Genomic DNA, 21906 nt, shown 5'->3' with positions numbered 1-21906 from the left:
TCCTGCTGCGCGAGCACGAGACGGCGCTTTCCGCACCGCCACCATTCATCGACAATGCCCGCCTTCCTCACCAGGAGAGTGCATGCACCCCATGTTCCGCAGCCTCATGGTGCTCGTGCTTGTCGCGCTCGCCGGTCCCGCGAGGGCCCAGGCCGCGAAGCCCCAGCAGCCCACCGCCGAGTCCGAGCGCGCCGAGTACATCCGCTCGCGCTACACCAAGTTCGAGTACCGCGTCCCCACCCGTGACGGCACGAAGCTGTTCACGTCCGTCTACATCCCCAACGACGCGAGCCCCTCCAAGCGCTACCCCCTCCTGCTCGTGCGCACGCCCTACACGGTGGCGCCGTACGGGCAGGACCGGTACGCGCGCCGGCTCGGGCCCACCGCCGAGTACGAGAAGCAGGGCTTCATCTTCGCCTTCCAGGACGTGCGCGGCCGCAACATGTCCGAGGGCGAGTTCGTCAACGTGCGCCCGCACGTGGCGAAGAAGAGCGGGCCCAAGGACATCGACGAGAGCACCGACACGTACGACACCATCGACTGGCTGGTGAAGAACGTGCCGGGCAACAACGGCCGCGTGGGCCAGTGGGGCATCTCGTATCCGGGCTTCTACACCTCGGCGGGAGCCATCGACTCGCACCCGGCGCTCAAGGCGGTGTCGCCCCAGGCGCCCATCGCCGACTGGTTCTGGGACGACATGCACCGGCATGGCGCCTTCAACCTGGTGCTGGCGTTCGACTTCTTCTCGGGCTTCGGCAAGCCCCGGCCACACCCCGTCGCCAACGAGGAGTGGTTCCGCTTCGACCATGGCACGCCGGACGGCTACCAGTTCTTCCTCGACCTGGGCCCGCTGGCCAACGCGGACTCGCGCTACTTCAAGGGCGACATCGCCTTCTGGAAGGACATCGTCGCGCACCCCAACTACGACGCCTTCTGGCAGTCGCGGAACCTCCTGCCACACCTGAAGAACATCAAGGCGGCGGTGATGACGGTGGGCGGCTGGTACGACACCGAGGACCTGTACGGCCCGCTGCGCACCTACGCCGCCATCGAGAAGCAGAACCCGGGCATCACCAACACGCTCGTCATGGGCCCGTGGCCGCACGGCGGCTGGACGCGCGGGGACAGCACGGCGCTCGGCGACGTCGAGTTCGGCTTCCGCACCAGCGAGCTCTACCAGGAGCTGGAGCTCGCCTTCTTCAAGCACCACCTCAAGGGGGGCGACAAGCCCGAGCTGCCCGAGGCCCTGGTGTTCGAGACGGGCGCCAACCGCTGGCGGCGCTTCGACACGTGGCCCCCCAAGGGCGTGCGCGAGGCGAAGCTCTACTTCCAGCCCAAGGGCAGCCTCTCCTACGCGCCCCCCACGTCCGCCCAGGAGGCCTTCGACGAGTACGTGAGCGACCCGAACAAGCCGGTGCCCTACACCACCGAGCTGACGACGGGCTGGACCAAGAACTACATGACCGAGGACCAGCGCTTCGCCTCGCGCCGGCCCGACGTGCTCGTCTACGAGACGGCGCCGCTGGAGAAGGACCTGACGCTCGCGGGCCCGCTGGAGGCCGAGCTGTGGGTGTCCACCACCGCGACCGACGCGGACTGGGTGGTGAAGCTGGTGGACGTGAACCCGGGGAAGATGCCCGGCGCCAACTGGGGGGACTCGGAGGACGGCAAGCGCAACCGCGGGGGCCAGCAGACGCTGGTGCGCGGCGAGCCGTTCCGCGGCCGCTTCCGCGACAGCTACAGCGAGCCCAAGCCCTTCAAGCCGGGCGAGGTGACGAAGGTGCGCTTCGTCATCAACGACGTCTTCCACACCTTCAAGCGCGGGCACCGGGTGATGATCCAGGTGCAGTCGAGCTGGTTCCCCTTCATCGACCGGAACCCGCAGACCTTCGTGCCCAACATCTTCGAGGCGAAGGAGGAGGACTTCGTGCGCGCCTTCCACCGCGTGTACCGCTCGGAGGCGCACCCCAGCTCGCTCAAGGTGAGCGTGCTGCCCTCGGTGGATGACTGACGCACCCGGGAGGGCGGGGAGCACGAGCCCCTACCCTCCCTTCACTGCGTGACCAATCCCCTTCGGGTAAGTTCGCGAAGAGTTCCCCTCTCCCTTCGGGAGAGGGACGGGGTGAGGGTATCAGGGCCCCGGGTTGAACCCGCTGTCCACACGGAGGGCCCCGAGTTGGAAGAACGGGCTCGGATACCCTCACCCCAACCCTCTCCCGGGGGGAGAGGGAGCAGCGGGCGAGGGAGCCTCAAGCCCCTTCGGTCACTTCGCTGAAGGGGATTAGCGCGGGTAGAACGTCTTGCCCGCCTTCACCATCTCCACCAGGGACGGGGCGGGGGTGAAGCGCTCACCGTACTTGTCCTGGTAGTGCTCCAGACGCCGCAGCAGCTCGGCGGGGCCGAGGCTGTCCGCGTAGCGGAAGGGGCCTCCGAGGAACGGCGGGAAGCCGAGGCCGAAGATGGCCCCCACGTCGCCGTCCCGCGCACTGCGCAGAATCCCCTCGCCCAGGCAGCGCACCGCCTCGTTCACCATCTGGAGGGCGCACCGCTCGGCCATCTCGCGAGCGTCGATGCTCTTGCGATTCTTCCCGTGCGGCAGGAGCTCGTAGACGGTGGGGTCCACCTCCTTCTTCTTCTTGCCGTCGTAGGTGTAGAAGCCCTTCTTGTTCTTGCGGCCGAGCCGTCCGTCGGCCACCACCTTCTCCAGGGCGCGGGGCGCGGCCATGCGCTTGCCGAAGGCCTGCTCCATGATGGGGCCCACCTTCTGGGCCACGTCGATGCCCACCTCGTCCAGCAGGGTGATGGGGCCCACGGGGAAGCCGAAGTCCACGAGCGCCTTGTCCAGCTCGGCGATGTCGGCACCATCGGCCAAGAGGTGCGCGGCCTCGTTCATGTACGGCGAGAGGATGCGCGAGGTGTAGAAGCCCGGCCCGTCGTTGACGACGATGACCGTCTTGCCCTGCTTCTTGCCCACCTCCACACAGGTGGCCGTCACCCAGTCGGCGGTGCCCTTGTGGGTGATGATCTCCAGCAGCGGCATCTTGTTCACCGGGCTGAAGTAATGCATGCCGATGACCTGCGCGGGCCGCTTGGAGCCCTTGGCCAGCTCGGTGATGGGGATGCTGGAGGTGTTGGAGGCGAAGATGCAGTCCTCGCGGGTGACGGCCTCCACCTCGCCCATGATGCGGTGCTTGAGCTTCAGGTCCTCGAAGACGGCCTCGATGACCACGTCCACGTTCTTGAAGCCGCTGTAGTCGGTGCCACCGGTGACGAGCGCCAGCTTCGCGGCCGCCTCGCGCCACGTGAGCGAGCGCTTCTTCACCCGCTCGTCGTAGAGGCCCTGCACCTGCTTGAGGGCCCGGCCCACGCCCGCGTCGTCCTTGTCCTTCACGCGCACCGGCACGCCCTGCAGCGCCGAGCTGACGTAGGCGATGCCGCCGCCCATCAGGCCGCCGCCGAGCACGCCCACCTTCTTCACCTCGCGCGGCTTCACGTCCGTGTTGGCGGTGCCGTTCTCCTTCTTGAGCGCGGTGGTGGCGAAGAAGATCTCCACCAGCCGCTTGGAGACGTCGGACACCACCAGCTCGCCGAAGAACTTCGCCTCGGCCTCCAGGCCCGCCGCGCGGCCGGACTCCACGCCGACGCGGATGGCCTCGAGCGCCCGCTCCGGCGCCGGGTACTTGCCGCGCGTCTTCTTGCGCAGCTGCTTGCGCGCCTGGTCGAAGAGGATCTTCCGGCCCACCGGGTTGTCCTCGAGCGCGACCTCGGTCCACATCTCCTTGTTGGTCAGCCCCAGCAGCAGGCCGCCCAGGCCCTTCTTGCCCTGCTGCGCCACCGCCTTGAGGCCCTGGCCCCGGGGACGCTCCACCTTCAGGCCCTCGGCCAGCTCGCGGGCGCGGCGCACGGCCTGGCTACGGAGGATGGGCGCGGGCACCACCTCGTCCACCAGGCCCAGCTTCTTCGCCTTGGCCGGCTTCACGTTCTTGCCGGTGAGGATGAGGTCCAACGCGGCCTGCACGCCGATGAGGGCCGGCAGCCGCTGGGTGCCGCCCGCGCCGGGGATGAGGCCCAGCTGCACCTCGGGCAGCCCGAGCGTCGTCTTCGGGCTGTCGGTGGCGATGCGGTAGTCACAGGCGAGCGCCCACTCCAGGCCGCCACCCAGGCACGCGCCGTGGATGGCCGCCACCACCGGCTTGGAGAACGCCTCCAGGCGGTCGAAGCCCTGCTGCCCCTGGCGCGAGGCGGCGGTGGCCTCCGAGGCCGACTTGAGCGTCTGGAGGAAGTCGATCTTCGCCCCGGCCACGAAGCTGTCCTTCTTGCCGGAGATGAAGACGACCGCCTTCACCGCGGGGTCCTTCTCCGCGCGGGTGAGCAGGTTCGCGAACACCTCGCCCGTCTCCGGGGAGAGCGTGTTCACCGGCTCGCCCGGCAAGTCCAGCACGAGGAGCGCGACACCGTCCTCGACGTGGTAGGTGAAGCCCTGCTTCGCCTCGAGCTCCTGAGCCATCATCGCAGCCATCACGCACGCTCCAGGACCACCGCGGCTCCGAGGCCACCGGCGGCGCAGACGGTGCACAGCACCGTGTTCTTGTTCTGACGCTTCAGCTCATGGAGGGCCTGGGTGACGATGCGCGCCCCCGTGGCCCCGAAGGGATGGCCGATGGAGATGGAGCCACCCGACAGGTTGAGGCGGGTGCGGTCCACCTCGCCCACCGGCGCGCTCCAGCCCGCCTTCCGGGCGAACTCCTTGGAGGCCAGCGCCTGGATGTTGCTGGCCACCTGGGCGGCGAAGGCCTCGTGCATCTCCACGAGATCGATGTCGGAGAGCTTCATGCCCGCGCGCTGCAGCGCGATGGGGGCCGCGTACGCCGGGCCCTGGAGGAGCTGATCTCCCGGGTCGGTGGCGGCATAGGCATGGGCGCGCAGGTAGCCGAGCGGCTCCAGGCCGAGCGCCTTCGCCTTCTCCTCGCTCATCAGCAGCAGCGCGGCGGCGCCGTCGGTGAGCGGCGAGGCGTTGCCAGCGGTGACGGTGCCGTACTTGCGATCGAACACGGGCCGGAGCTGGGAGAGGGCCTCCAGGCTGGTGTCCTCGCGGACGATGTTGTCCTTCTGCGACACCTTCTCGTACTTGGGCGGCACCACCACGTGCATCACCTGGGCGTCGAAGAAGCCGTCCTTCCAGGCGCGCGCGGCGTTCTGGTGCGAGGCGAAGGCGATGGCGTCCTGCTCCTGGCGGGAGATGCCGTTCTCCTTGGCCATCTTCTCGGCGCTCTCGCCCATGGTGAGGCCGGTGGAGTACTCGGCGATGGCCGGGGGCACGGGCACCAGGTCGCGCGGCTTGAGCGTCTGGAAGGCCTTGAGCTTCTCCGGAAGGCTGCGCGCCTTGGAGGCGGCCACCAGCGCTTGGGCCAGCGGCCGGCTGGTGAAGATGGGCGCGTCCGACATGGACTCGGTGCCGCCCACGAGCGCCACGTCCGCCTCGCCCACCGAGATGGCGTTGGCCGCGGTCGTCATGGCCTGGATGGAGGTGGCGCAGGCGCGCGCCACGGTGAACGCCTCGATCTTGCGCGGCAGCCCCGCGGCCAGCACCACCTCGCGCGCGATGGACGGCGCGGTGAGCGTGGGGATGACCTGGCCGAACACCACCTGATCGATCTCCTGGGGATCGATCTCCGCGCGCTGCACCAGTTCCTGGACCACCATGCGGCCCAGGTCCAGCGCGGTGAGCTTCGCGAAGTCGGTTCCCGCCTTCACGAAGGGCGTCCGCAACCCGCGGACAATGGCCACCCTGCGGTGACCGTTACGCTGCTTCTCGCGAGCCATGTGTGCCTCACCTTCACGACGTAGGTGAGGCGCATCTAATGGCCCGTGCCGCATCGCGTCAACGGAAGATTGACTCCGGAGTCAACCAGTTGAACCGCGAGCCTTCCGGCCTCTCGGTGGGCGGCTCAGGGAGCGGAGCCCGGCTGTTGAGCGGCCAACTTCTCCAGGAGGAACTCCTCCAGGGGACGGAGTTCCGGGGCAACGGACCACAGCGAGGACAGGTCGGCCTGATCGAGCCGACTCACCAGGGTCTCGGGAAAGGGCTGCTCGCCCGCCTGCGCGAAGAGCTCGGCGAGCACCTTGTTGGGCTCGTAGCGGCCCCGGATGAGCTGCTCGAACGAGGGACTCACCGGCAGCAGGGAGCGCAGCAGGTGCTCGTCCCGGAAGAGGAACACGGAGATCTCGGGCGCGATCGGCAGGATGAGCCATTCGCTGGGAGGCGCTGCCTGCTCCAGGAACAGATGCACCCAACCGCACTGCTCCGCGATCAGCTCTGGAGAAAACGTCTGGGCATCGCGCACCACGGCCACGGGCATTCGCTCCTTGAAGAGGATCTCCCGCGCCACTCTCGAGGCTCCGATATTGCCATCGGTCGAAAAGATCTGAAGGTCCCGCCCCCTCAGACGGGGATGACCCTCCACCAGACGCCGCATGAGCTTCCCAGCCACGCGTCCCGGGGTCACGATGGACACACTCATCACTCATTCCTCCTGCCCAGCGGGTCCACTTCCGCGAATCCCATCTCCACCGCATGCCGCAGCTTCCTCCTCATTCCCTCGAGGAGCCGATGTTCCCGGAGGGCCTGCCCGAGTTCCTCGCCCTCCCACAGCAGCACGTCTGGCGGTGGCAGCATCTCCACCAACGAGGAGGCGGGCTCCGAGATCTTGCCCGTGCACAGCAGCGCCCCGATGGTGGTTCGCGGCCGGCGCAGGATCTGGGACTTCAGCTTGACGATGGCCAAGGCATCTACCGGACTGGTCATGTCCTTGCACTCTACCAGACAAGACACCCCATCGAAATAGACCACCCCGTCGATCTGCTCCAGGAGGACACCGTTCCGGTAGACCCGGTACGGCCAGGTCACCTCGGCGCCCTCCAACTGGAACGCCCTCAAGAGGAGGTACTCCAGCAGCACCCCGGCGGGCCACTCGGGGGGCGAGACTCCCGCCCGAAGGCCCTGCCACAGCGCCAGCAATCCTTCATGCTCGAGCGCGAGCACCCTGCGCTGGTACTCGCCGCCCCTGCCCTCATCTGTCACGGCCCCCGTCCCCTTCCCCAACCCCACTCACGCCACCCTACCGGGAGCCCCTGACATCCCCGGCTGACTCACGGGGTCACGTCATCAAGTGCCCTGGCGGAGCGCGGCGCCATGCTTGTGCACGGCGTCCACCATGAACTTCGCGGCGTCCGGATCCGTGGGCGGGAGGATGCCGTGGCCCAGGTTGAAGATGTGCCCCACGGGCCCGGCGCGGCGGAGGATGTCCACCACGCGCTGCTCCAGCTCCTCGCGCGGCAGGAAGAGGTGGAGCGGATCCAGGTTGCCCTGCACCGCCACGTCGGGGCCGAGCACGCGCCGAGCCTCGTCGATGGGCGTGCGCCAATCCTGGCCGATGACGTCCGCGCCCGTGCGCTTGAGCAGCGGCAGGTGGTTGGACATGCCGGTGCCGAAGACGATGACGGGCACACCCTTGGCCTGCACCTCCTTCACCATGCGCGTGAGGTACGGCAGGCAGAAGCGCTCGTAGTCCCAGGGCGACAGCTCCCCGCCCCACGAGTCGAAGATCTGCACGATGCTCGCGCCGGCCTCCACCTGCATCAGCAGGTAGGGGATGAGCGTGCTCGTCAGCTTCTCGAAGAGGGTGTGGGCGAGCTTCGGCTGCTCGAAGAGGAGCCGCTTGATGAGGATGTAGCTCTTGGAGCCGCCGCCCTCGACCATGTACGCGGCGAGCGTGAAGGGCGCGCCGCTGAAGCCGATGACGGGCACCGAGTCATTGAGCGCGCGCCGGGTGCGGCGGATGGCCTCGGCGACGAAGCCGGTGCCCTGGACGGGGTCCGGCACGCCCAGCCGCTCGATGTCCGCGGCGGTGCGCACGGGGTTGGGGAAGTGCGGCCCCTTGTCCCCGAGCTCCAGCTCGATCCCCATGGCCTCCACGGGGATGAGGATGTCCGAGAAGATGATGGCGGCGTCCACGCCCAGCCGGGTGATGGGCTGGACGGTCACCTCGGCGGCCAGGTCCGGGTTCTTGCACAGGTCGAGAAAGCCGATGTTGCCGCGAATGGCTCGGTACTCGGGGAGGTAGCGGCCGGCCTGGCGCATGAGCCACACGGGGGTCGTGTCGGTGGGCTGGCGGCGGGCGGCTCGCAGGAGGCGGTCGTTCAAGGGGTGGGCTCCGTGTCTGCCCCCTCTTCCCTGAGGGGTGGGCGGGGGCGAGGGTTGTCAGGTGCAATCGCCAGGGTCAACGCTCGTGTCAGGGCGGTCCGGAATGATCCGTCCGTCCAAAACGTATGCTTGACAGTGACGGTCGTGGCCGATACAAGCCCGCCCCGTCGCAACGCGGTGGCGCAAGCGAGGGGCGGATAGCTCAGCGGTAGAGCGTCGCCCTTACAAGGCGAGGGTCACAGGTTCAATCCCTGTTCCGCCCAAGCAGTAGCCGTGGTAGTGCAGCAGAGCAGTGTCGTGGGGAGTTAGTTCAGTTGGTTAGAACGCCGGCCTGTCACGCCGGAGGCCACGGGTTCAAGTCCCGTACTCCTCGCCAATAGAAGGGCCCGGAATCGCAAGGTTCCGGGCCCTTCGCCTTTTGCGGCCCCCTGCCATTCTCGTCGTCGCGGAGCGTGCCTCCTGGTGGTCTCACGTGCGTAGACTCGTGGCCCCACCCAGGAGCGCGTGCGATGGCGAGCCAGAGATACACGGACCTGAAGAAGCTGTTCGAGGACTCCATGCCCGAGGGCGGCCTGCTGAAGGACCGCTACACACGGCTCGGGAAGGCCATGGTCGACGAGCTCAACATCCCCACGAACTGGGAGAGCTACGCGGCGTGTGACGAGCTCGTGGGCGGGACGAAACGCACGGCGCTGGGGATTCCTCCGGTGCTCGTCCTGCTCGAGAGCAAGGGGATCGACAGCTCCAACCGGCTGGACATGGGGAAGCGGCAGCTCAAGCGGCTCCAGGAGGGCGAAGAGCAGACCATGGTGCGCCCCGTGCGGGTGGTGGGCGTATCGGTTCCGATGACGACAGGAGACCGGGGGCGTGCGCCCAAGCCGGTGTCCACGCTGGATCTGCTGAACAAGCCGTTGGATCGCGGCCACGTCATGGCGCTGGAGATTGGTGGGCCGGATGACGCGGAGAACATCGTCCCCCAGTGGAGCCAGTGGCAGCAGAGCGGGCTCTGGCGGTACCACGAGACGCAGGTGCGCGAGTTCGGGGAGATCATCCTGAGCGCGGAGAGTGGGCTGCCCGCGATGAAGAAGGTGGCATCGACGGTCAGCACTCCGCTGGTGGTGGTGAACCTCTCGCTCGAGTACACGGGCTCCATCTCCAACACGCGATGGACCACACCGAGCGCGGTGGACTGGGAGACCTACGTCTTCCGCCCCGTGACAGGCGGCGGCAAGTTCGAGGCGATCCAGATCCACACCTTGAGCCTGAGGCTGGACGCGGAGTTCGGCGATGCCCTGGCCCAGAAGGCGTACAAGGAGTACTGCGCCGAGATCGATACAGGAATGAAGCTCTAGAACCCCTGAGGAGGTCCCTCAGCGGGGCATGAGCCAGCTCGACGCGGTCCCGGCCACATGACCTGGAGCATCTCGCGGAAGACATGAAAAAGGGCCCGCCGATTCCCCTAGCGGGCCCCTTCCCCTTCCAACACAAACCGCTCAGTTCACGATGGCGAAGGCGCGCGTCGCCGGACACTGCCCGAAGATGCCCTGGGTGAACTTGAAGTCGGCAGTGCTGTCACCGAATTGCGTGGTGCACAGCGTGGACTGCGTGCGGATGCACGTGCTACCCGCCGAGATGTAGTGGTTGTTATAGCTGCCGCTGCCCGGCCCATCCCATTCGTGCGTGATGTAGCTAAAGCCCTTTCCGATGCCGTCGTTCTCGCCCTGGGTGGTGTCCACAACGCAAGAAGAGGATGGCAAACAGGTGTCGTCCGTAAAGGACTGGCACTTCTTGTTCCCCCAGCTGCTCCTCAACACATGGTGGTCAAAATACTGCGACACCGCCTTGCGCTCCAGGTCGCTGATGTTCTGGCCCATCCAGTTGTAGAGCAGGGTGGAAGGCAGACCTCCCGTGCCAACCCCCGTGTAGTAGGACAGCGGGTGCTGGCACTGAGACCAGCTCAGCGTTTCGATGCAGCGGAGCTTGGCCGTCACCAGCTCGGCGACCGCCATTCTACAGTTCGCCTGGTTCAACCCGTAGGACTCCTGCAGCTTGCAGCGCTGCTCCCGCTCAAGGTCGATCGCATGCCAGCGCCGCAGCTGCTCGGCCGGCGTGCGATAGTCCGCGAAGATCTGGAAGTAGTTGTAGTTGAGGAACTGCGAGGGCTGGGGATAGTGGCTCATGGACGGCTGGATCGCCGCCACGTTGGAGGAGTTCACGCCGTTCACGAACTGCTGGAACTTGGTGCCGAAGTCGGCGTGGCTGAGGCTCACCTCGACGGTGCTCTTGTCGCCACCCACCGCGTACCCCTTGATGACCACGTTGTTCTGCGCCAGGAACTGCTGGGTGTCCGAGGAAACCGAGCCTCCACCATTGATGTTCAGCACTTCCTGGATCTTCAGCTTGAGCGTGGCGGCCTTCTGCTCACGCTCGGTGCTGGTGTACTTCTTGGTATCGAAGCTGAACACCATATACAGCCGCGCGCCCCGCGTCACCGCGTGGATGTACTTGTCGCCGCAGCGCTCGCGGAAGTTGGCCCGGGCGTTGGAGTTGTTTGGAATGAGCATGCTCGTGACAAAGTCCTGCCGGAGCGGCTCGGCGACCGTATTCAGGGTCCAGTGGTCGAGCTTGTACTCCCACCGGACCACGAGCTTCTCCTGGTAGGTGTCACTCACCTGCTCGCTCAGGCGCTTCTTGCTCCCCGACAGGTCGAGCGTGAAGTTCTTCAGCCCCAGGGACAGGCCCCCATTCAGCTCCACGTCGAGCAGCTGGGCCAGGTGGCTGACGCTGGTGGAGCGCTCGACAGAGAACGAGCGCTCGTACATGGGGTTGGAGACAACCTGGAAGTTCGGGTTGGCCGTGTCCAGGCAGATCTGCGAGAGCTCGTCCTTGAGCAGGTTGTAGCCCTGTCCCAGGTAGAACTTGCCATCCACCACGTCCAGCGCGTGGAAGCTTCCCTCGGAGGCAATGCCCACGGATTGCCTGAATCCGGTCTGGAAGCTCTGGGTGGCGGCCGCGTACTGGGCGTTCTGCTGGTCGTGCGAGTACAGGAACGGGTACTGGCCGTAGAGGTCGATCACCGGCGCCGGGTTCACGACCGTGGCAATGCCCGTCTGGTAGTAGCCGCACCCAGAGACGTTGCACGAACGGACCCGGTAGTTGTACGCCGCCGGGCTGCGTCCACTCACAGTGTAGGACGTCCCATAGCCCTGATAGATCGGCTGCCACGCTCCCTGGTTGACCTGCTCTTCCAACTCATACGTCTCACCGTACGAGGCGTAGCTCCACGACACCGTGAAGGAGGGCGAGCGGCTGTAGGATGGATAGGAGATGTTGTAAGGAGTGTCCGGAACCGGGGGAGGTGGCTCCTCGCACATGCCCACCATGGCCATATAGATGGGGCACTCGGGCTCACACGGCTGATCAATCGGACACGGCTCGATGATTGTGGTCCGGACCCCGGGCAGGATCTGGTCCGCGGTTGGCCGCGGAGTCTCTTGTTTCAAGGGCTCCTCACTGGAGGAGCAGGCCCCCAGGGCCGCGGGGAGGAGCACCTGGAGCATCAGCGAGACGGCCTTCTTACCTCTTCTCATTCCATGAACCTCAAGCTGGGTTTCAACAAGCACGTGTCCCCAGGCGAGAGGAGCGCTAGCGAATCGCCGACACGTGGGACGATTCCATATCAGTGAAGTGAAGGATTTTTCACCAGTGAAGGAGTGCGGCCTTTAATGACAGACCACCGCGCTCCATCCCCGCCTGGTTGCGGTGGGAAATATGGCAAAAACAAAAATAGAAAACGAGAGGGGCTCGCCTGGGCCGACTGGTCTCCTGAAGACCGGCCAGGGAGACGTCTCCCGCCTCACGGGTGCTTGTCTCCCAGCGCGAAGCCTCCCGCCTCCTGGGAGACGGGCAGGCCCTTGTGCACCAGCCACCAAACGCTTGGACCCTCGCCCCACGCGGTTCTAGGGTCCGCTCTCGGACCCTCGATTGGGTCCGGGGGAAATGTCCATGATCCGCCGTCTCGCCATCCTGGGGCTGCTGGGCCTCACCGCCTGCCCTGGTTTCATCGAAGAGCCCACCCCATCCACGCCGGGCACCGGCTCGGTGCAGGGCACGCTGGCGCCGTTCCAGAAGTCCGCTTCGGAGGTCCTCGCGACCGAGCCGCTCCTATTGAAGAGGATGGGGGCGGACAACCTCTCCCGGGCCATCGCCAGCGCGCTGGCCTCCCGAGGTGTGCTGCGCACAGGCCATCCCACGAGCCACCCGCTGCTGGAGGATCCCATCATCAAGGGCGAGGTCATCGTCCGCTTCGAGGAGGCGAACCTGTCTCCCGAAGCGGCCCTCGCCCGGGTGCGGGTGTCCGGCTACCAGGCCGCGCACAAGGGCTACATCAGCGAGCACCTGCACGCCTTCCGCTTCGAGCGCACCGGCCTTCAGGCCATGGGCGGCACCGAGGGCACCTCGGCGGTCCGGGCGCTGACGAGCGCGGAGCACACCACCCTCGTCCAGTCGCTCGCGAGCGCACCCGGCGTACGCTACGCCGAGAGCAATCAGCGCATGGTGCCCTTCGCGGTCCCGAACGATCCGCGCTACCGGGAGCAGTGGCACTACCCGAACATGAACCTGCCGGCTGCCTGGGACATCACCACCGGCTCGGACACCCTGGTGATGGCGGTGGTGGACACCGGCATCCTCCCGCACCCGGACCTGGACTCACGCGTACTCCCCGGCATTGACCTCATCTCGGATGCCACCAGCGCGGGGGACGGCAACGGAATCGACAACGACCCGACCGACATGGGCGGGGATACGCCCACCGGCTCCTCGTTCCACGGCCTGCACGTGGCCGGCACCATGGGGGCGATCTCCAACAACGGCACCGGCGTGGCGGGCGTCACCTGGAAGGGCAAGATCCTCCCCGTGCGTGTGCTGGGAAAGAAGGGCGGCTCGCTGTCCGACATCGCCGCGGGCATGAACTGGGCCGCCGGTGGCACCGTGCCCGGCGCGCGCACCAACACGACGCCCGCCCGCGTCATCAACCTGAGCCTTGGGGGCACCGGCACCGCGCCCCAATCGCTGCAGGACATCGTCAGCGCCGCCGCGAGCCGGGGCAGCATCTTCGTCATCGCCGCGGGCAACGAGAACACGAACGCCACCGACACCTTCCCGTGCAACATGCAGAACGTCATCTGCGTGGGCTCGGTGCGCTTCAACGGCAAGCGCAGCAGCTTCTCCAACTACGGCCCTCCGGTAGACGTCATGGCCGCCGGCGGTCAGGTGTCCGAGGACCTCAATGGCGACAGCTTCCCGGATGGCGTGCTGTCCACCCTCGCCAACGCCAGCAGACAGCCCGACTATGAGCGGTACAACGGCACCAGCATGGCCGCTCCGCACGTGGCCGGTATCGTAGGGCTGATGCTGGCGGTGAGCCCCGACCTCTCCTTCTCCCAGGTGGAAACCATCCTCAAGGAGACGGCCGACACCAGCAGCAGGTGCGCCGAGGGTTGTGGCGCCGGCCTCGTCAACGCCCAGGCCGCCGTCCTGCGGGCCAAGGGCGCCAGCGACCCCAATGCGCCGTCGAAGCTCAGCGTGACGACTACGCAGATGTCCTTCTCCGGCGGCGGCTCCCAGGAGCTCACTGTACGCAACATCGGTGGTGGCACGCTCCTGGTGAACGCCAGCGTCTCGGGCGCGCAGGCCTCGGCGGTGTCCCTCTCCAGCCGCACGCTGTCCATCGCGGCCTACAAGTCGGTCCCGCTCACGGTGACCGTCAACCCCGGGGCGCTGGCCAACGGCAGCTACGTGGCGACGCTCTCCCTGACGTCCAGCGCGGGCTCCGCCGAGGTGCTGGTGAAGTTCCGCGTGGGCGCTACGCAGGACAAGGACGCTGTCGTTGCCTTCCTCTACGAGGACGCCTGGGGCGAGTATCAGCTCGACGAGGAGGACGGCGTCTGGCTGGTGTCGGCGGCAAGTGGCTACAGCTACTCCGTGTCCATCAAGCCGCGCACCTACTACGTGCTGGCCTCCATCGACGACACCGGGGATGGGAAGTTCTTCGAGGAGGGCGACCGTGTGGGCCTCTGGCGCGACTTCACGGAGATGCAGTCCGTCAACGTGAAGCAGAGCCAGATGCTGAGCAATATCAGCTTCTCCCTGGTGCCCTACAAGGTCACCCAGGAACCGACGGCCTCGCTGGTGGGTGGGCCGTGCACCAGCAACGCGAACTGCGGAACGAACGGCCTGTGCGCGACGACGGGCTATCCGGGGGGCTACTGCACCCAGGACTGCCTCAGCACCAACTGCCCGGCGGGCTCCCAATGCTACAGCAACCCGGAGGGTACCGCCGCCTACTGCTTCGCCACGTGCACGGGCGCGGGAGCCCAGGGCACCTGCCGCTCGGGCTACATCTGCTACGACGACGGCACCGGCACCGGCACCGGCGCGTGCGACACCCCGTGAGGTGGCTTCACTGCCCGGGTGCCCGCGAGGCTGCGGGTGACGTCTTCTTCGGAGTGGTGCTCCCGAAGGGCGTCACCGGGCGTTTCGCCTCACGCGGAGAGCCGGGCGAAGTGCTCCTCAGCGGGAGACCACGGGCGCCGCGGCCCCGGCGGGCCGGTCCGCGCGGCGCTGGAGCTTCACCACCTCGGCCGTCACCGTCACGCTGCTGGGCAGCGGGATGAAGAAGAAGATGGCGCCGAACACCTTCGTCACCGGCAGGTACTGCGTCTGGCGGAAACGCACGTTGATGGCCCCATCTCCACCCATCTCCCGCACCTGGGGGATGAGCACTTCCTTGAAGCCTGCCTCGAGGTCCGTGCCAATCACATCCACGAAGCCGAAGAGCAGCACGCCCGAGCGCGTGGCCTGGACCATGCCGAGCGTCTCATAGGGCTCGGGGATGTCGCCCGCCGTCACGAAGACGTCCCTGCCGCTGCGGTCAGACGGAACGGAAGCGGTGTTGATGACGGTGCAGCCAGTGAGCGCCACGAGCGCGAACGCGACGAGGAGACGCATGGAAGGAAGTCTCACGGTTGGGAGGAGATGAACTGGATGACTTCGCCGGTGACGAGCACGTTGCGGTCGCGCACCTTCACGCCACCGCGGCCGCGCGCCACATTGGAAATGGACTCGGACAGGTCGGACGCGCGCTCCACGCCGGTGGGCGGGTTCTCGTCCTCGAACTCGATGTTGATGACACCATCGCCGCCCATCCGCAGGGCCGTGTCCACGAGCGATTTCTTGATGGCGCCGTCGATGGCGGCATCGCCCATGTCCGAGTAGCCCGCGACGGTGACGCCGTAGCCCAGCACCTGGGCGAAGCCGAGGGTGCGGTAGGGCCTCGGCGAGCCGCCGGTGCTGAGGTAGAGGCCACGCCCGCCATCGGGCGGACGGTCCGACAGCTTCGAGCCGCGCGACACGGCACTGCAGCCGACGCACAGCAGCACGGGGAGCAGCAGCGGGAGTTTCACCGGATCCTCCAGGAGCAGAACGGGTTCAACGCGACGGGGTACCGGCCGACGGCGGCGCGGCCCCCGGGCCGAGCTTCACCACCTCGCCGGAGAGGGTGACCTCGCTCGGCAGCGGGATGATGAAGAGCAGGGCGAAGAGGATGCGGGTGGGAATCGTGTACTGCGTCTGCTGGAAGCGCAGATTCATGATGCCATCCCCGCCCAGGCGCCGGACCTCGGGGAGGAGCGACTCGCGCAGCCCGGCCTCCAGGTCCGTTCCCGCGGGGTCCGCGAAACCGAAGAGCAGCACGCCACGCCGCGTGGTCTGCACAACACCGAGGCTCTCGTAGGGGCCCTTCACGTCCCCGGTGGTGACGAAGACGTCACGCCTGTCGCGAACGGACGGCGCCCGGGCCACGTTCACTGAAGTGCAGCCGGCCAGCGCCATCAACAGCAGGAGTCCGAACGTCCCACGCATGCGGTCTTGCCCTCCCTCGTCCGCGGAAGCACGCACCATCGGCGCGGACGGCCGGCCAGGGCAACCTCTTTTTCATCTCACGGCGAACTTGACGGATGGGCTCCCAACCCTCAGAACGCGCGCGCACCCGAGGGGAGCCCCATGACCCGTAAACCACTGTTCCTCATCACCCTGCTCGCCATCCTGTTGTCCTCGTCCAACGCCTCGGCCGGCGTGTGGTTCGAGCTCCTGCACGCGCCTTGCCTCACCGGCAACGAGAACAACATCAACCCCGTGAGCGGCCGCTACCGGGGCGCCGTGGACTGCTTCAACAAGGACTTCAACGGGGGAGGCTCCCGCACCACGCTGAGCATCAAGGCGTTCCAGGCGTGGGAGTTCGGGACGATGTTCCTGTATTACGACATCACCGGCCCCTTCAACAGCGCCCTCGCCAACGTCGCGAGCCCCAACGAGAAGGGCGGCTTCTTCGGCGGCATCACGGTGGCGCTGTCGGGCAAGTTCATCGGAGAGAAGCTGCTCAACCGGAAGCTCGACTGGGGTCCGCTCTCCAACGTCTCCTTGAAGTACGAGGCGGAGCACGTCTCCAAGTTCGGCATGCTGAACTACTACGGCCTGCAGTGGGACCTCGTGGTGCCGGGCATGGACTTCGTGACGGTCACCACGGTCATCCGCGACGACTACGTCTTCCGCGGCGTGGACTTCCAGCTGGGCGCGGCCTGGCAGAAGACTTTCGCGCTGGGCAGCCAGGACTTCCTCTTCGGCGGCTTCTTCCAGGCGGGCCTCTTCGGTGAGGGCGCGCACCGCAACCCCGGTCCCTTCGACCTGCCCCGGGGCAACCGCTTCTTCCTCGCCCAGCCCCAGCTGCTGTGGGACTTCGGCAAGCTCATCACCTTCACCCCGGCCAAGCTGTACGCGGGCTTCGAGTACCAGGTCGCCTTCAACCGCTACCTCATCCCGGGCAAGGCGGAGCACGTGCTCCAGGGCATGATCCGCTGGAACATCTGAGTCACGGCGGCCCCTTCTCGCCCTCCACGCGCAGGATGTTCCGCCACAGCGTGAAGGGCGAGATGCCCGCGTAGCCGCTCTCCTGGCCGTCATTGCACTCGATGACGAGCCACCGGCCGGACACCTCCTGCGCCACGTCCACCACCAGGAAGGGCACCGCGAGCCGCCGCACCGCCTCCCGCGCCACCGCGAGCGCCGCCTGCTGCTCCTCCGCGCTCGCCGCGTAGGGCGAGCCCTGCCACCAGTAGTGCCCCCACCCCACCAGCTCTCCGCGCCACCAGAAGGTACGGAACTCGAACGAGCTGGGGATGCGGTCCGGCGCCCCCTCCTCCACCCGGCGCAGCGGGCGGAACTCGCGGCACACCACCCGCTGCCAGTGCAGGATGCGGTCGCGCGCGTACTCCTCCATGGCGCGCCGGAAGTCCTCCGGCCCCTCGAGGATGGACAGCGACTTGCGGTGGCGGCTCGTCTGCCGCTCGCCCTTCACGAAGACGGGCCAGCCCAGCTCGCGCCCGACGGTCTCCGCATCCGGCAGCTCGTCGAACCAGAGGCTGCGCGGCGTGAGTCCCTCCAGCCGCGGGTACCAGTGCGGCAGCTCCGAGGCGAGCAGGTGCTGCTCGGGTGAGTGCACCAGGTGGATGCCCTCGGCCGCCAGCTCCCGGTAGCGCCCGGCGTAGTCGTTCCACGCCCCCGCGCGCGCCACCGCCACGAGCCGCTCCGGCAACTGGTAGGGATGCCGGCACGCGAAGAACCGGTCGAAGGGAAAGTCGTAGATGCCCTGGCCCGTGGGGGCGGTCAGCATCCACAGCGTGTCCTCCACGAGCAGCAGATCCTCACCAGTCCGGAGCATGGGGCACAGCCTGGAACGGGCTCACCCGAGGGTCAACGGGCCCTCGCTCCGCATCCGCTGCTCGTGCTCGAGCAACCACTGCCTGGTGGGCACGCCCCGGGTGGAGCATCTCGTTTGGAACGAGCGCAGCGCGTGGGACTCGTGATTGGGTTGCGCAACCTCCGCGAGGTGGCCACCCTGCCGGATGCGGATGAACCCCGAAGACCTGCCCCAGGGCCCGTACAAGGCGGAACCCGAGCCAGCCGCCCCTCCTCCGGTGCGCCAACCGTGGCCTCCGGTGTGCGCGGCCGTCCTCGGGGGCTCGGTGGCCCTCTTCCTCCTGGACTTCCTCCTCGCCCGCTCCGGAGGCAACCCGGGGGCGCTCGGGCCCGTCTTCCAGCGGATTGCCCTCTTCGGGCCGCTCGTCCAGAACGGGGAGTACTGGCGGGCGCTGAGCTACGTCTTCTCCCACGGCGGCCCCATCCATCTGGCCTTCAACATGTGGGTGGGCTACTCCATCGGCCTCCCCTTGGAGCGGACCATTGGCAGCGGGCGCTTCCTGGTGCTCTGCCTCCTGGCCGCGCTCGGCTCCTCGGCCTTCGCCCTCTTCTTCAACTTCGACGTGCCCACCGTGGGGGCCTCGGGGATGATTCTGGGCTGGGCCGGAGCGATGATCGTCATCGCCACGCGCGAGTACCGCAAGAGCCTCTTCGTCTGGCTGGCCCAGGTGGCGTTACTCAGCCTGCTGCCGGGGGTGAGCTGGGCCGGGCACCTCGGAGGCTTCCTCTTCGGCGTGCCCGTGGGCTTCGCCCTGCTCGCCGGGCCCCGCGTCTTCGCGCGCGTCATGCCCCTTCTGCTCGCCATCGCCGCGGCGGCGGTCTACCTCACGGCCCACCCGGAACGCTTCGGCGGTCTGAGCTGAGGGCGTTGAAGCCGGTTCGCGAGGCGCCTCCCCGCATCCGCTGCTCGTGCTCGAGCAACCACTGCTTGGTGGGCACGCCCCCCGCGTACCCGGTGAGCTTCCCGCTGGTGCCCACCACCCGGTGGCAGGGCACGACGATGGAGAGCGGATTCCGCGCGTTCGCGGACCCCACTGCCCGCGAGGCCCCCTCCCGGCCGATGTGCCGCGCGAGGCCCGCGTAGGACCACGTCGCTCCCAACGGAATCTCCCGCAGGGCCTTCCACACCGTCTGCTGGAAGGACGTCCCCACTGGCTCGAGCGCAAGCTCGAAGGACACCCGCTCGCCCGCGAAGTACTCCTCCAACTGCCGCCGCGCCTCCCGCAGCACTGGGTGTCCGTCCCCGTCGCTCGCGACGAGCACGGGCGCCCGCTTGTGGTTCTCCAGGTAGATGGCGGTGAGCGCCCCATCGTTCGCGTACAACCGGAGGGGTCCCACGGGGCTCTTCAACGTCGTGGTGTACAGCTTCATCCGCCTGCTCCTTCCGAAAGAGAAGTCCAGAGGTGTACCGCCGCGTACGAGCGCCAGGGCCGCCAGGCCTCGGCCCGCGCACCGGCCTCCTTCGCCGTCACGTCTCCGAGTGCCTTGCGAATCCCCAGGTCGCTCGCGGGAAAGGCATCGGGCCAGCGCAGGGCCCTCATGGCCACGTAGTGCGCCGTCCAGGCCCCGATGCCCGGCAACGCCTCGAGCGCCGCCATCGTCCCCTCCACGTCCGCGTGCCGATCCAACCGTACCGAGCCCTCCGCCACCGCCCGCGCCACCGCCACCAGGCTCCTCGCCCGCGCCCCGGGCATCCCCAGCGCCGCCACGTCGTCCTCCGACGCCGCCGCCAGCGTCTGGGGCAGGGGGAACAGCCGCGTCACCTCCGCATGCGGAACGTCCACGGGCTCGCCGAAGCGCGCCACGAGCCTCCCGCTCAGCGTCGTCGCCGCACGCACCGAGACCTGCTGCCCGAGAATGGCGCGCACCGTCAGCTCGAAGGGCTCGAAGGCCCCCAGCACCCGCAGCCCCGGGTGCGCCTGGACGCACTTCGCCAGGAGCGCGTCGCGTCCGAGGCACTCGGTGATGACCTCCGGCTGCGCATCCAGATCGAAGAGCGCCCGCAGCCGCGCCGCCACCTGCATCAGCACGCCCGCCAGCGACAGCGACACCTCGGCCAGCAGCGCTGGGCGCTTCGGATCCTTCCGGACGGAGAGCCAGCCCACCTTACCGCCCAGGCGCACCGTGCGCCGGTACTCGGCGTCCCCCGCGTGCTCCACGCCCGGAATGGCGCGTCCCCGCAGGAAGCGCAGCAACTGCTCCCAGTCGAGCGGCGGCCGGTAGTCCAGCCGGAGCACGAGCGCACGCGAGCCCACCTCCTCCTCACTCGCGCGCCGCAGTGCCGAGGGCGGCCTGCCGAAGCGCTCCTGGAAGAGCGCGTTGAAGCGCCGGACGCTCTGGAAGCCGCTCGCGAAGGCGACCTCGGCCAACGGGAGCGCCGTGTCCTGCAGCAGCTGCTTGGCCAGCGCGAGCCGCCGCGACTGGGCCAGCTCGACCGGCGACACACCGAGCTCCGCCTCCATCGCCCGGCGCAGGTGCCGGCTGGTCACCCCCAGCTCGCCCGCCAGCTCTTCCAAGGACGACTCGTTGAGACACCCCGCCTCGATGCGCGCGACCGCGGCCGCCACGAGCCTCGGCACGGAATCCACCGGCGCGCTGCCCGGGGCCAGCTCGGGGCGGCACAGCAGACAGGCCCGGAAGCCCGCGTGCTCGGCCTCGGCGGCCGTGCGGTAGAAGGCACAGCGCTCCCGGCGGGGCGTCCTCGCCGAGCACACCGGCCGGCAGTAGATGCCCGTCGTCGACACCCCGACGAAGAACAGCCCATCGAAGCGCCGGTCTCGCGCGGTCAGGGCCCGGTAGCAGGTCTCGGTCTCCAGCGTCTGCATCACGGGGCTTTCGTAGCGTGGCCGCTCACCCCTGTCTGGCCGTTTTCGGACCTGACCGCGAAAATCGGGTCGCCGCCTCCCTGGTTGCCGGAAGGTCACCGGAAAACCTGAGAGCCGGGCAAGGGTGTTATCGTGCCCCGCCCCGCCCACTCTCAGGAGGACTCCCCGGTGACACCGGGCCTCGCTCAAGCCTTCGTCTCCGCCCGTGAGGGCTCACCCGTAGGAGAACCCCTGGCCACGTTGGAGGAGCGGCTCGCCCGAGGGCTGAGCACGGCCCGCGCCGCTTGGCCCGGTGTGGAGCTGGACGGTGCGCGCTTCGCCGCCCACCTCGCCCGGCACCTGCCCGCCGACAGCCCCCCCGAGGCCCTCGAGCGGCTGCACCTGGCGGATCTCTACCTCGCCTGCGCGTGCGCGGAAGGCCTGCCCCTGGCCCATGCCGCCTTCGAGGCCCGCGTCCTCCCCGAGGTGCACGTGGCCGTGGCCCGCCTCAAGCTGCCCCCCTCCTCCGTGGACGAGGTGCGCCAGCTCGTGCGCCAGAAGATGCTCGTCCCCGGCCCCGACACCCCGGCCCGGCTCGCCGCCTACCCCGGCACCGGCCCGCTCTCCGGCTGGGTGCGCGCCGCCGCCCTGTGGCTCGCGCTCGACATGCAGCGCCAGCGCTCCAACCAGGACGTGTCCATGGAGGACAGCACGCTCTCCCTCCTGGTGGACCCCGGAGATGACCCCGAGCTCGTCTACCTCAAGACGACCTACCGCGCCGAGTTCAACACCGCCTTCACCCAGGCGCTCGCCAACCTCTCCCCGCGCGAGCGCAACACCCTGCGCCTCAAGTACCTGGATGGCCTGAGCATCGACCAGCTCGGCGCCCTCTACGGCGTGCACCGCGCCACCGCCGCCCGGTGGGTGGTGGCCGCCCAGCAGGCGCTCCTCGAGGAGACGCGGCGCCTGCTCACCGAGCGCCTGCGTCTCACCGGCTCGCAGCTCGACAGCGTGCTGCGCCTCATCTCCAGCCAGCTCGACGTGAGCCTCAGCCGGCTGCTGCGCTCGCGCATCGACTGAAGC

The 21906-nt window shown here is 68.2% G+C and carries 18 protein-coding genes and 2 tRNA genes; 8 read left to right on the top strand and 12 right to left on the bottom strand.

All coding sequences use genetic code 11. The features are described from left to right. Nucleotides 1-82 precede the first annotated feature (82 nt). Nucleotides 83-2011, top strand: a complete 1929-nt coding sequence (locus tag NR798_RS14020; protein WP_375771965.1) for a CocE/NonD family hydrolase — start codon at nucleotides 83-85, stop codon at nucleotides 2009-2011. 270 nt (nucleotides 2012-2281) lie between these two features. On the opposite strand, the gene fadJ is transcribed toward NR798_RS14020, so the two are convergent. The 5 genes from fadJ to hemE all read right to left on the bottom strand — a co-directional run bounded on the left by fadJ (nucleotide 2282) and on the right by hemE (nucleotide 8203). After that, nucleotides 2282-4519, bottom strand: coding sequence for a fatty acid oxidation complex subunit alpha FadJ (gene fadJ / locus NR798_RS14015; protein WP_375771964.1), 2238 nt, complete (start codon nucleotides 4517-4519; stop codon nucleotides 2282-2284). Further along, nucleotides 4519-5823: an acetyl-CoA C-acyltransferase FadI gene (gene fadI, locus NR798_RS14010; protein ID WP_375771963.1), complete on the bottom strand. Its 1305-nt coding sequence runs from the start codon at nucleotides 5821-5823 to the stop codon at nucleotides 4519-4521. The genes fadJ and fadI overlap by 1 nt, the downstream gene beginning before the upstream one ends. A gap of 125 nt (nucleotides 5824-5948) precedes the next feature. Then, nucleotides 5949-6389, bottom strand: a complete 441-nt coding sequence (locus NR798_RS14005; RefSeq protein ID WP_375771962.1) for a hypothetical protein — start codon at nucleotides 6387-6389, stop codon at nucleotides 5949-5951. Nucleotides 6390-6520: 131 nt separating this feature from the next. After that, nucleotides 6521-7081, bottom strand: a complete 561-nt coding sequence (locus NR798_RS14000; RefSeq protein ID WP_375771961.1) for a hypothetical protein — start codon at nucleotides 7079-7081, stop codon at nucleotides 6521-6523. Between the two features lie 84 nt (nucleotides 7082-7165). Further along, on the bottom strand, nucleotides 7166-8203 hold the full coding sequence (gene hemE / locus NR798_RS13995) for a uroporphyrinogen decarboxylase (RefSeq protein ID WP_375771960.1): 1038 nt from the start codon (nucleotides 8201-8203) through the stop codon (nucleotides 7166-7168). Between the two features lie 191 nt (nucleotides 8204-8394). On the opposite strand from hemE, the gene NR798_RS13990 reads away from it, so the two are divergent. The 3 genes from NR798_RS13990 to NR798_RS13980 all read left to right on the top strand — a co-directional run bounded on the left by NR798_RS13990 (nucleotide 8395) and on the right by NR798_RS13980 (nucleotide 9555). Then, a tRNA-Val gene (locus NR798_RS13990) sits at nucleotides 8395-8466 on the top strand. Nucleotides 8467-8502: 36 nt separating this feature from the next. After that, nucleotides 8503-8579: transfer RNA gene (locus NR798_RS13985), tRNA-Asp, on the top strand. Nucleotides 8580-8712: 133 nt separating this feature from the next. Continuing rightward, nucleotides 8713-9555, top strand: a complete 843-nt coding sequence (locus tag NR798_RS13980) for a hypothetical protein (RefSeq protein WP_375771959.1) — start codon at nucleotides 8713-8715, stop codon at nucleotides 9553-9555. 141 nt (nucleotides 9556-9696) lie between these two features. Here the strand turns inward: NR798_RS13980 and NR798_RS13975 are convergent, their stop codons facing one another. Further along, nucleotides 9697-11793: a hypothetical protein gene (locus NR798_RS13975; protein WP_375771958.1), complete on the bottom strand. Its 2097-nt coding sequence runs from the start codon at nucleotides 11791-11793 to the stop codon at nucleotides 9697-9699. A gap of 415 nt (nucleotides 11794-12208) precedes the next feature. On the opposite strand from NR798_RS13975, the gene NR798_RS13970 reads away from it, so the two are divergent. Next, the gene (locus tag NR798_RS13970) at nucleotides 12209-14659 is read left to right on the top strand and encodes a S8 family peptidase (RefSeq protein ID WP_375771957.1); all 2451 of its coding nucleotides are present in this window, start codon (nucleotides 12209-12211) and stop codon (nucleotides 14657-14659) included. Nucleotides 14660-14776: 117 nt separating this feature from the next. Here NR798_RS13970 and NR798_RS13965 read toward each other — a convergent pair whose 3' ends face one another. The 3 genes from NR798_RS13965 to NR798_RS13955 are packed head-to-tail and all read right to left on the bottom strand — an operon-like array spanning nucleotide 14777 to nucleotide 16126. Further along, complete coding sequence (locus NR798_RS13965) at nucleotides 14777-15214, bottom strand: hypothetical protein (RefSeq protein WP_375771956.1); 438 nt, start codon at nucleotides 15212-15214, stop codon at nucleotides 14777-14779. Nucleotides 15215-15225: 11 nt separating this feature from the next. Then, the gene (locus tag NR798_RS13960; RefSeq protein ID WP_375771955.1) at nucleotides 15226-15669 is read right to left on the bottom strand and encodes a hypothetical protein; all 444 of its coding nucleotides are present in this window, start codon (nucleotides 15667-15669) and stop codon (nucleotides 15226-15228) included. A gap of 25 nt (nucleotides 15670-15694) precedes the next feature. Continuing rightward, entirely contained in the window at nucleotides 15695-16126 is a 432-nt protein-coding gene (locus NR798_RS13955; protein WP_375771954.1) for a hypothetical protein, read from the bottom strand. Between the two features lie 141 nt (nucleotides 16127-16267). Between NR798_RS13955 and NR798_RS13950 the strand changes: the two genes are divergently transcribed. Next, nucleotides 16268-17131, top strand: coding sequence for a hypothetical protein (locus tag NR798_RS13950; protein WP_375771953.1), 864 nt, complete (start codon nucleotides 16268-16270; stop codon nucleotides 17129-17131). 1 nt (nucleotide 17132) lies between these two features. Here NR798_RS13950 and NR798_RS13945 read toward each other — a convergent pair whose 3' ends face one another. Beyond that, nucleotides 17133-17981: an ATP-grasp domain-containing protein gene (locus tag NR798_RS13945; RefSeq protein WP_375771952.1), complete on the bottom strand. Its 849-nt coding sequence runs from the start codon at nucleotides 17979-17981 to the stop codon at nucleotides 17133-17135. Nucleotides 17982-18171: 190 nt separating this feature from the next. Here NR798_RS13945 and NR798_RS13940 point away from each other — a divergent pair, with 190 nt between their 5' ends. Next, a complete protein-coding gene (locus tag NR798_RS13940; protein ID WP_375771951.1) occupies nucleotides 18172-18882 on the top strand; it encodes a rhomboid family intramembrane serine protease in 711 nt (236 codons plus the stop codon). Here the strand turns inward: NR798_RS13940 and NR798_RS13935 are convergent. Together NR798_RS13935 and NR798_RS13930 are read right to left on the bottom strand one after the other, a co-directional pair. Further along, entirely contained in the window at nucleotides 18845-19390 is a 546-nt protein-coding gene (locus NR798_RS13935; protein ID WP_375771950.1) for a methylated-DNA--[protein]-cysteine S-methyltransferase, read from the bottom strand. The two genes, NR798_RS13940 and NR798_RS13935, sit on opposite strands and share 38 nt — an antisense overlap. Beyond that, the gene (locus tag NR798_RS13930; protein WP_375773760.1) at nucleotides 19387-20844 is read right to left on the bottom strand and encodes an AlkA N-terminal domain-containing protein; all 1458 of its coding nucleotides are present in this window, start codon (nucleotides 20842-20844) and stop codon (nucleotides 19387-19389) included. The genes NR798_RS13935 and NR798_RS13930 overlap by 4 nt, the downstream gene beginning before the upstream one ends. A gap of 168 nt (nucleotides 20845-21012) precedes the next feature. Between NR798_RS13930 and NR798_RS13925 the strand changes: the two genes are divergently transcribed. Then, entirely contained in the window at nucleotides 21013-21903 is an 891-nt protein-coding gene (locus NR798_RS13925; RefSeq protein WP_375771949.1) for a sigma-70 family RNA polymerase sigma factor, read from the top strand. Nucleotides 21904-21906: the final 3 nt, after the last annotated feature.

Source organism: Archangium gephyra, assembly GCF_042230915.1.
Lineage (GTDB): Bacteria > Myxococcota > Myxococcia > Myxococcales > Myxococcaceae > Archangium > Archangium gephyra_B.
Note: the sequence above shows the minus strand (reverse complement) of the source record. Positions and strands in the feature narration are given on the sequence as shown.

Bases quoted from the DNA above. Each gene is read 5' to 3' on its own strand.
- NR798_RS14020 (WP_375771965.1), top strand. From the start codon at position 83: ATGCACCCCATGTTCCGCAGCCTCATGGTGCTCGTGCTTGTCGCGCTC.
- NR798_RS13945 (WP_375771952.1), bottom strand. From the start codon at position 17,981: ATGCTCCGGACTGGTGAGGATCTGCTGCTCGTGGAGGACACGCTGTGG.
- NR798_RS13980 (WP_375771959.1), top strand. From the start codon at position 8,713: ATGGCGAGCCAGAGATACACGGACCTGAAGAAGCTGTTCGAGGACTCC.
- NR798_RS13955 (WP_375771954.1), bottom strand. From the start codon at position 16,126: ATGCGTGGGACGTTCGGACTCCTGCTGTTGATGGCGCTGGCCGGCTGC.
- NR798_RS13965 (WP_375771956.1), bottom strand. From the start codon at position 15,214: ATGCGTCTCCTCGTCGCGTTCGCGCTCGTGGCGCTCACTGGCTGCACC.
- NR798_RS13935 (WP_375771950.1), bottom strand. From the start codon at position 19,390: ATGAAGCTGTACACCACGACGTTGAAGAGCCCCGTGGGACCCCTCCGG.
- NR798_RS13975 (WP_375771958.1), bottom strand. From the start codon at position 11,793: ATGAGAAGAGGTAAGAAGGCCGTCTCGCTGATGCTCCAGGTGCTCCTC.
- NR798_RS13930 (WP_375773760.1), bottom strand. From the start codon at position 20,844: ATGCAGACGCTGGAGACCGAGACCTGCTACCGGGCCCTGACCGCGCGA.
- fadI (WP_375771963.1), bottom strand. From the start codon at position 5,823: ATGGCTCGCGAGAAGCAGCGTAACGGTCACCGCAGGGTGGCCATTGTC.
- NR798_RS13950 (WP_375771953.1), top strand. From the start codon at position 16,268: ATGACCCGTAAACCACTGTTCCTCATCACCCTGCTCGCCATCCTGTTG.
- NR798_RS13940 (WP_375771951.1), top strand. From the start codon at position 18,172: ATGAACCCCGAAGACCTGCCCCAGGGCCCGTACAAGGCGGAACCCGAG.
- NR798_RS13970 (WP_375771957.1), top strand. From the start codon at position 12,209: ATGATCCGCCGTCTCGCCATCCTGGGGCTGCTGGGCCTCACCGCCTGC.
- fadJ (WP_375771964.1), bottom strand. From the start codon at position 4,519: ATGGCTGCGATGATGGCTCAGGAGCTCGAGGCGAAGCAGGGCTTCACC.